The following is a 7,968-nucleotide window of genomic DNA, read 5'->3' as shown; positions in this document are numbered from 1 at the left end:
TAAATATTATTTACAATCAAAAAAGCATTGCTTCTATTTAAATGTTTTCCTGTGCTAGTTTGCATTATGTAATCACTATCTTGGATATTTTCTTTAAAATATTCAAGCTCATCATCTACTTCTTTTTTAATAAATGCAAATTGTTCTTTACCGCCCTTGCCTATTATGGATATTTTTAATATTTCATCATCAACCTCTTCAAAATCACAAAGTTTTACATTTAAAGCTTCAGAAATTCTAAGTCCTCCATAAAGCATAAGTTTTATCAGTAAAGAGTTTCTAAAACTATTATAAACTTCTTTTTTTGCTTTTTCTTTCTCTAAAACATTATTTAGCCTTATAATTTCATTTTCATTAAGATAATTTAATTTTTCTTCTGATTTTTCTGTTCTAAATCTAATTTTCTTCATATCAAAGGAAAAAACAAACAAATCATCATTATTATCGCTTATAAAAAAAGCTAGTTAATACTCTCAAATAAGTTATTTTTGTTTTTTTTGATAGTTTATTGCCATTTTTTGAATTATTTTCTAAATAATTAAGAAAATTGACTAAAAAAGTCGTTTTTATATCATTTATTTGCATTTCATCTTGATAATCTAAAGAATATTCTACAAATTCTAGTAAAATACGCCTATAAAACAATAAAGTGTTCTTTAAATATATATTATCTATATAAATAAAATTTCATATAATCCACATACAACATCAGAAATTGATAATAAATATTTATCTTGATTTATCTTATTGATGTTTTTAAGTTTTATTCCAACAATTTCATAAAACTTTAGTTTTATTGTATTTAATTTATCTTCAGTGTAAAAAATTTATATTTTGCAATTAGTCCTTCAAACAATTTTATAGATGTAAAATCTATATTTTCAAGTTCTTTGCTATACAAATAATTATTTATAACTTCTTTTAATTCAACTTACAAAACCAAAGCTAGAATATGATTTTATTTTAGTGGATGAAGCACAGGATATCAACGCTTGTGTTATCGACATTGTTCTTAACCAAAAGCAAGCTAAAAAAGTTTTTATAGGAGATACATTCCGAAGCATTTATAAATTCAGAGGTGCTGTAAATTCCTTAGAAGTATTAGCATCTATGCCAAAATCTCATATTTTATATCTAACTCAAAGCTTTAGATGCCCACAAAGCATAGCTACTATTGCCAATTCTTATTTGGGAATTTTAAATGCCCCAAGAGATTTTAAAGGAACGCTAAAACCAAGAAAGGGAAATGATGAAAATGAAGCAAAAGCTATAATATGTAGAACCAATGCTAAACTATTTGATATAGCAGTAAAAAATTTGAATAAAAAATTATTTTTTGTAGGAGGGGTGAATAGTTATAGTTTTGATGAGTTATTAGACATACAAAATCTTCTGTTTAAAAAACACAAATATATCAAAAATCAGTTTATTGCAAAATTTGCCGACTTAAAAGAACTTCTTGAATATATCAACGAAACTAACTAAAGAGGTTGACTTAAAACAAAAAATATTTGTTCTTTTTAAATATGTGCATAGCGATATTATAAAGCTTATTAAAGATATTGAAAAAAGTTGTGTTAAAAAACAAGAACAAGCTGATTTGATATTAAGTACAGGACACAAGAGCAAAGGCTTGGAATGGAACAATATTGAAATTATTGATGATTTTTTAAACATCAAGCAAGAACTTGAAGAAAGAGAGCAAATTACCATAGCAAAAGAAGAATTAAATCTTTTGTATATGGCAGTTACAAGAGCTAAAAATTCTTTAAACATTAACAAATATTATTTGCTTGAAAAAGATTTTATAGAAAAAAATTTAGAAAGGATAACAATAGAATGAAAATAATCAAAAAATTACAAGAAGATGGAAGCTTTAAAGAGCAGGCTATTATTCTGTCGATGAAGTTGCAAAAATGTACTCTGTAACCCATACAACAGTTCGTACATGGATCTCAAGAGGTGCTCTAAAAAGCCTCAAATTAGGAAAAGGTTATTACATATCAAAAGAAACCATTCTCGATTTTCAGAAAATAAAAGAACTCCCCCACAAATGAGAAGAAAAATGGTTAAAAAATATTATAATAGAGAAGAAATAGCAAAGATGCTTAATGTAAATATCCTAACAATTAAAAATTGGGTTAAGTCAGGATATACTAAGGAATATAAAATTAGTACAAATGTAAGAAAACTATTATATAATCTTGAAGAAATTGAAAAAAAATTAAACTCCAATTCAAACAATATATAACAATCAATCACTTGCATATGCTCTCGCTTCTTTTAGTGGGAGCGGTATATATTCAATCAACTCTTTAATATACACTTTTAAATACAATGGTAAAAATATTAAAAAAACAGGAATAAATATAATGTTTATAATTTTCCTAACTTTTCTCCTAACTTTTTATTTTTATGCTATTTATAAATATTGTATAGTGGTGTTTTTATTAGCATTATTCAAATCTCGCTAACACGCACCATTATTTAAAATTATAATCATTCAACTTAAAATACCAACTATTCAAAATCAAATTTCAACTTACAATTTCTTAAAGTTACAAAAAATAAAAAATATTGGTTTTTTTAAAAAACTTAAAAAATATTAAGATTTTTTTTAAGTATAAAGAATATAATTCTATCCGTTTTCAAAAACCATCCCTTAAAAAGGATTATTCAATGTTTGTTTTTATACCATTATTTACAATTTTTATTTTACTTGCAGGCGGATATTTTGCCAAAAGAATTGGCGTTTTAAAGCAAAAACAAGCTAGGACTTTTTTAGATTTTGCTATTATTTTTGCTTTACCTTGTTTGATTTTCGATAAAGCATATCATTTAAATTTTGATTTTTCATTGATTATTTTTATTTTTATTGGATTGTTTAGCTGTATACTAGCAGCTTTTTTCGCTATTCTTATTGGAAAAGTTTTTCATTTTTCTAAAGTAACTTTAGTCAGTATGTTTTTGCTTTCTTGTTTTGGAAATACTATATTTGTGGGTATGCCTATTGTTGCTGGTATATTTAATAACTCGCAATTTAGCGCTGAAGTTATATTTTACGATGCTTTAGCCACAACTTTACCTATATCACTTTTTGGACCTTTTATACTTTCTTTGGGAAATGGAGAAAAAGTCAGTTTACTTGCTAATGTTAAAAAAATTCTTAGTTTTCCACCTTTTTTAGCTTTGCTTTTTGGTTTTTTGTGCAAATTAATTACTTTACCTGAATTTATTTTCTCTCCTATTCGTTTATTTGGCGCTTCTGCAACCCCTGTTGCACTTTTTGCCATAGGTTTAGGACTTGGCTTTATGGCGATTAAAACCTCTTACAAACCTACAGTAATTGTCATCTTTGCTAAAATGATTTTAGCTCCTTTATTTTTTGTATTTTGTTTAAAAATATTTAATTTAGAATTAAAAGATTCTACTATCGTTGCTATTATAGAAAGTGCAGCTCCTACTATGACTTTAGCAGGAGCTATGGTAATGAAAGCTAAACTAGATAGTAATTTAGCCGTAAGTACTGTAGCCTTTGGAGTTCTTTTTGCTTTTGTTTCTATGCCAATTTTAATTTGGGCTTTGTTATAAGCTCAAATTATATGGCTAAATTTTTAGCTAATTCTTTAACTTTTTTAAGATCAACTTTTCCTGAACCTAGGAGGGGAATTTTTTCTATTTGAAAATAATATCTAGGTTTAAAAAGTGTAGGTATATTAGAATTTTTTATAGCCTCACATACTCTTTCAAAAATTTCATTATTACATTCTATGAGTAAAGCAATTTGTTCCCCTTTTTTCTCATCTTCTAAAGATGTGGCACAAAATTTAACCACTTCAGTATCTATAAATTTGGCAATTTCTTCTTCTATTACACCCAAAGAAATCATCTCTCCGCCAATTTTTGCAAAGCGAGAATAACGATCGACAATATATAAAAAACCATCTTCATCCAAATGTCCCTTATCTCCCGTGTTGTACCATCTTATGCCATCAATTTCTTTAATAACTTCATCGGTTTTTTCTTTGTTATTAAGATAGCCTACCATAACTTGATGACCGCCTATAAGTATGAGTCCATCTTCATTTGTTTTTAAATTTTCATAATTATTTGGATCAACAATACGCACTGCAGTTCCAGGTAGAGGCATTCCTACACTTCCTTCTTTATTGGCACGATGCATAAGCCAATAATCCGCATCAAAACGATTCGGCAAATTTACACTCGCCACAGGCGTGGTTTCCGTAGCTCCATAACCTTCAAAAATGCTTTTTTTAAACTTCATTTCAAAAGCAGTTCTTACTTCATTTTTTAGTTTTTCAGCGCCCGATACAACTATTCTTAAACTTTCAAACATTAAAGCATCAAGCTTTTTATTTCTTGCATAAATTCCTAAAAAGGTTGAAGTTCCACACATAATAGTGACATTATTTTTAGCAACAGCTTTGGCAACCCCTAAGGCATCGGTTGGATCTGAAAAAGCGATGCTTTTAATACCTTCAAGCAAAGGCAAAAATGTAGTTACGGTAAGTCCAAAAGCATGAAAAGGTGGTAAAGATGAGAGAATGACATCATTATTTCTTGTGCAAAGCACATCAGAAATTTGTGCTATATTGCTTAAAATATTACGGTTGTTGAGCATAACACCTTTTGGAGAACCTTCGCTTCCACTACTAAATAAAATAACTGCTATGGCAAGATTGTTTTTTGAAGGAGTGAAAATGGTTTTGAGTATAAAACTAGGCATGATACTAACTGCTAACATCATGCTAAAAATTTTAGTTTTTTGCATTTTAAAATCTTCTACAATATCTTCAAAATAAATTAAATGTATATTTGTATCGAAATTTAGATTTATACCTTTATTTGCTAATTTTTCTAAAAAAGTTTTAGAAGTATAAATTTGTGAAATTTGCGCATTTTTTATAGCTACTTTTAGAGCTTTTTCTCCAGCCGTAAAATTAAGATTTACTGCAATTTTTTCTGCGATTAAAACAGATAGATTGGTTAAAGAGCTTGCAAAAGAAGCAGGTAGTAAAATTCCTATAGCTTCCTCTTTAGGAGCGTAACTTCCACGCTGAGGGTTAATATTTAATTCTTTGGATTTTCTTTTAATAAAAAAATTAAGAATTAAACTAAGACTCAACATTTTTCTATAAGAAATATCTCCAGCTAGCGTATCGATAATGGCTATTTGATTTAGATTTTTTTTAGCTGTATCTATCCAAGCTCTTGCTATAGTATGCATAGCTTCACATTGTGATTTCCAAGCCATAAAAGAAAGTTCAAAAACTTTAGCTTTAACTTCATCTTTTTTAGAATGCAAAGGCATGGCTTTACCAAAAGCTATAGCAATTTTTCTTTTATTTAAAGTGCGGTTTCTTGCTGAAAATTCTTCATCGCTTCTTGAAAAAGCACTACCCCAAAGTCCTCTTATATAAAAAGGAATAATTTTTCCATCATCTTCGCTTAAATATTCACAAGCTAATTCAAATCCTGCTTTAAATTCATTTAATTGTCCATGTCTTGAAAGCGTACCTTCAGGAAATAAGCAAACTAAATTACCTTCTTTGATATGCTTTGCTATCAGTTCTAAACTCGTCTTACTTCCTGTACTTGATACAGGAATAATACCAAATTTATCAAGAAAAATTTTAATATACCATTTAGAATAAATACTTCTTTCCATAACAAAATAAATTTTTCTTGGAATTGCCATTTGTACAACAGCCCAATCAATAAAAGAAATATGATTACCCAAAAGCAAAGCTCCGCCTTTTTCTGGTATATTTTCAAAACCTTCTACAAGTAAGCGGTATCGTTGTAAAAAAGCTATGCTTAAAAGTATACGCACTAAAGAAAAAGGAAATTTTAAAAGTATATAAAAACCTCCTATAAAGGTTACTAAAGTAATAAAATAAAACAAATAAACCACATTGATTTCAAATTTTGCAAATAAAGTTGCTAAGAGTAAAAATCCTAACATGGCAATATTTTGAAAAAAATTATTTCCTGCAAGAATTTGCCCCAATTCATTTTCTTTGGCATGAAATTGGATTAAAGTATTTAAAGGAACGATAAAAAGAGCTCCACAAAATCCAAAAAAGAAAAATAAAAAACTATAACTTAATAAACTTATAAAATAAGGCATTAAAAAAGCCATTAAAAACATACCCAATGCACCAAGTGGAATAAGTCCAAGTTCTATATAATTTTTTGAAAATTTACCAGCTACTAAAGAGCCTAAAATCACTCCTATACCAGAAAAAGCGAGTGAAATTTGCACATAAAAAGTATTTTCTATGAAAAGTTCATTTTTGACAAAGACAGGAAAGCTAACAAGATAAAGTTGAGATATAGCCCAAAAAAATGAAATTCCTATTATGCAAAGCCAAATAGTTTTATTTTTAAAAACAAGCTTAAGATTATTTATTAGAAGTTTTCCATGAATATAGTCTTTTTTATTAAAAACTAAATCTTTATTTGTTTGTTTGAGCTTAGGTAAACGCCACGCAAAAAATACTTCGATACAAGAAAATAAAATTAGCACAATTCCTAAAGGCGCTACTTCTTTTAAAATTTCATCTGTTTGATTATATGTAGAGCTATAAAGACTTTCAAAACTTAAAGAAAATAAAGCCATTCCTGCTAAGATTGCCATAATGCTTACTGCATTAATTACACCATTGCCCATAGCAAGAAAGTCTTTTCCTACAAGTTCTTTGATAAAACCGTATTTGCTTGGTGAATAAATCGCTGCTTGTGCTCCCATTATAAAAGTAAAAATAAAAGCCATCCAAAAAGCACCGCTATAGTAACAAATGCAAATTATTAAAGTGAGTATAACATTGAAAATTGCTGAAATTTTCATTACAATATTTTTTGGATATTTATCCGCTAAAAAACCCGAAGGAGAAAGCATAAGAATAAAAGGAAGTAAAATCAAAGCATTAACTATAGCATTTAAAAATAACTGCTCGCTTCCTTCATAGGCCTTATAAATAGTATTTTGAATAATAATTTTATGTCCCAAATCCACAAAAGCATTGATGAATGCTATAAGTAAAAAAGGAATTAATCCGTAAATTTTCAAAAAAGATTTTTTTTGCATTATTTAAACCTCGTCAATTAGCACTTATTTTACAAAAGAATTTATCAGTTTTTAGGAAAATTATCTATATTATCTTTTAAAATAATTCCATCGATTTTTAATTTATAAAATTTTTTAAAATTCTCTAATTTATCAACAATCATTAAAACCCTACTATCAAAAACATAAAATTCTGCAACCTTGCTAGCAAATTTTGCAAGTTTTTTGTCATTGCAAAGCAAAAACTTAGCTCCTAAAGCATTGGCTAAAAATATCTCGTCTTTATTTTGAACTAAAATAGCAAATTCAAAATCATTTTGACTTAAATAAGAAATCAATTTTTCATCATAAACAATACAATAAACTTTATTATCTTTAACTTCTTCAACACTTTCAATAAAAGAAAAATCTAAATTTTTTAATAATTTATGTCCAATAATAAGCATTTTTTTCCTTAGCTCTATTTTTTATTATTTTGCAAATTATACTTATAAAATTGTTACCAAGCAAGATGGCGCAGCGGACGGGGCTCGAACCCGCGACCTCCGCCGTGACAGGGCGGCATTCTAACCAGCTGAACTACCGCTGCATCCAAAGTAAAGAAGTAGAAATTATAAAACCTATTTATGATTTTATAAAATGGTGGTCACTATAAGACTCGAACTTATGACATCCACCTTGTAAGGGTGGCGCTCTACCAACTGAGCTAAGCGACCTATAATTGGCGACCCCTAGAGGATTTGAACCTCTGTTTCCACACAGAGAGAGTGTTGTCCTGGGCCACTAGACGAAAGGGTCATAACCCTAACAATAAAAATGGTGTCCCGTGTTGGATTCGAACCAACGGCCCCCTCCTTAAAAGGGAGATGCTCTACCGG

At 28.4% G+C, this 7,968-nt stretch carries 5 protein-coding genes, 3 tRNA genes and 2 pseudogenes; 4 read left to right on the top strand and 6 right to left on the bottom strand.

The window, feature by feature from the left end; all coding sequences use genetic code 11:
• Positions 1-663, bottom strand: a pseudogene (locus AJ887_RS10570) (tyrosine-type recombinase/integrase); the annotation flags it as partial.
• Positions 664-966: 303 nt separating this feature from the next.
• Here AJ887_RS10570 and AJ887_RS10495 point away from each other — a divergent pair.
• The 4 genes and pseudogenes from AJ887_RS10495 (at position 967) to AJ887_RS07470 (ending at position 3,591) form a co-directional block, all read left to right on the top strand.
• Complete coding sequence (locus tag AJ887_RS10495; protein WP_250602279.1) at positions 967-1,485, top strand: hypothetical protein; 519 nt, start codon at positions 967-969, stop codon at positions 1,483-1,485.
• Complete coding sequence (locus AJ887_RS10490; protein WP_251821374.1) at positions 1,460-1,843, top strand: 3'-5' exonuclease; 384 nt, start codon at positions 1,460-1,462, stop codon at positions 1,841-1,843. Before AJ887_RS10495 ends, AJ887_RS10490 begins: the two co-directional genes overlap by 26 nt.
• Before the next feature lie 58 nt (positions 1,844-1,901).
• Positions 1,902-2,057, top strand: a pseudogene (locus AJ887_RS10615) (helix-turn-helix domain-containing protein); the annotation flags it as partial.
• Positions 2,058-2,679: 622 nt separating this feature from the next.
• The gene (locus tag AJ887_RS07470) at positions 2,680-3,591 is read left to right on the top strand and encodes an AEC family transporter (RefSeq protein ID WP_070285050.1); all 912 of its coding nucleotides are present in this window, start codon (positions 2,680-2,682) and stop codon (positions 3,589-3,591) included.
• A gap of 7 nt (positions 3,592-3,598) precedes the next feature.
• Here AJ887_RS07470 and AJ887_RS07465 read toward each other — a convergent pair whose 3' ends face one another.
• The 5 genes from AJ887_RS07465 to AJ887_RS07445 form a co-directional block, all read right to left on the bottom strand.
• Positions 3,599-7,111: an acyl-[ACP]--phospholipid O-acyltransferase gene (locus AJ887_RS07465; protein ID WP_070285048.1), complete on the bottom strand. Its 3,513-nt coding sequence runs from the start codon at positions 7,109-7,111 to the stop codon at positions 3,599-3,601.
• Between the two features lie 44 nt (positions 7,112-7,155).
• Positions 7,156-7,536 carry a hypothetical protein gene (locus tag AJ887_RS07460; RefSeq protein ID WP_002853267.1) on the bottom strand — a complete coding sequence of 127 codons (381 nt, stop codon included), beginning with the start codon at positions 7,534-7,536 and terminating at the stop codon, positions 7,156-7,158.
• Between the two features lie 66 nt (positions 7,537-7,602).
• Positions 7,603-7,679: transfer RNA gene (locus AJ887_RS07455), tRNA-Asp, on the bottom strand.
• 51 nt (positions 7,680-7,730) lie between these two features.
• A tRNA-Val gene (locus AJ887_RS07450) sits at positions 7,731-7,806 on the bottom strand.
• 6 nt (positions 7,807-7,812) lie between these two features.
• Positions 7,813-7,888: transfer RNA gene (locus tag AJ887_RS07445), tRNA-Arg, on the bottom strand.
• Positions 7,889-7,968: the final 80 nt, after the last annotated feature.

The organism is Campylobacter sp. BCW_6466 (genome assembly GCF_001762835.1).
In the GTDB taxonomy this organism is placed as follows: domain Bacteria; phylum Campylobacterota; class Campylobacteria; order Campylobacterales; family Campylobacteraceae; genus Campylobacter_D; species Campylobacter_D jejuni.
This window is presented reverse-complemented; position numbering and strand designations above follow the sequence as displayed.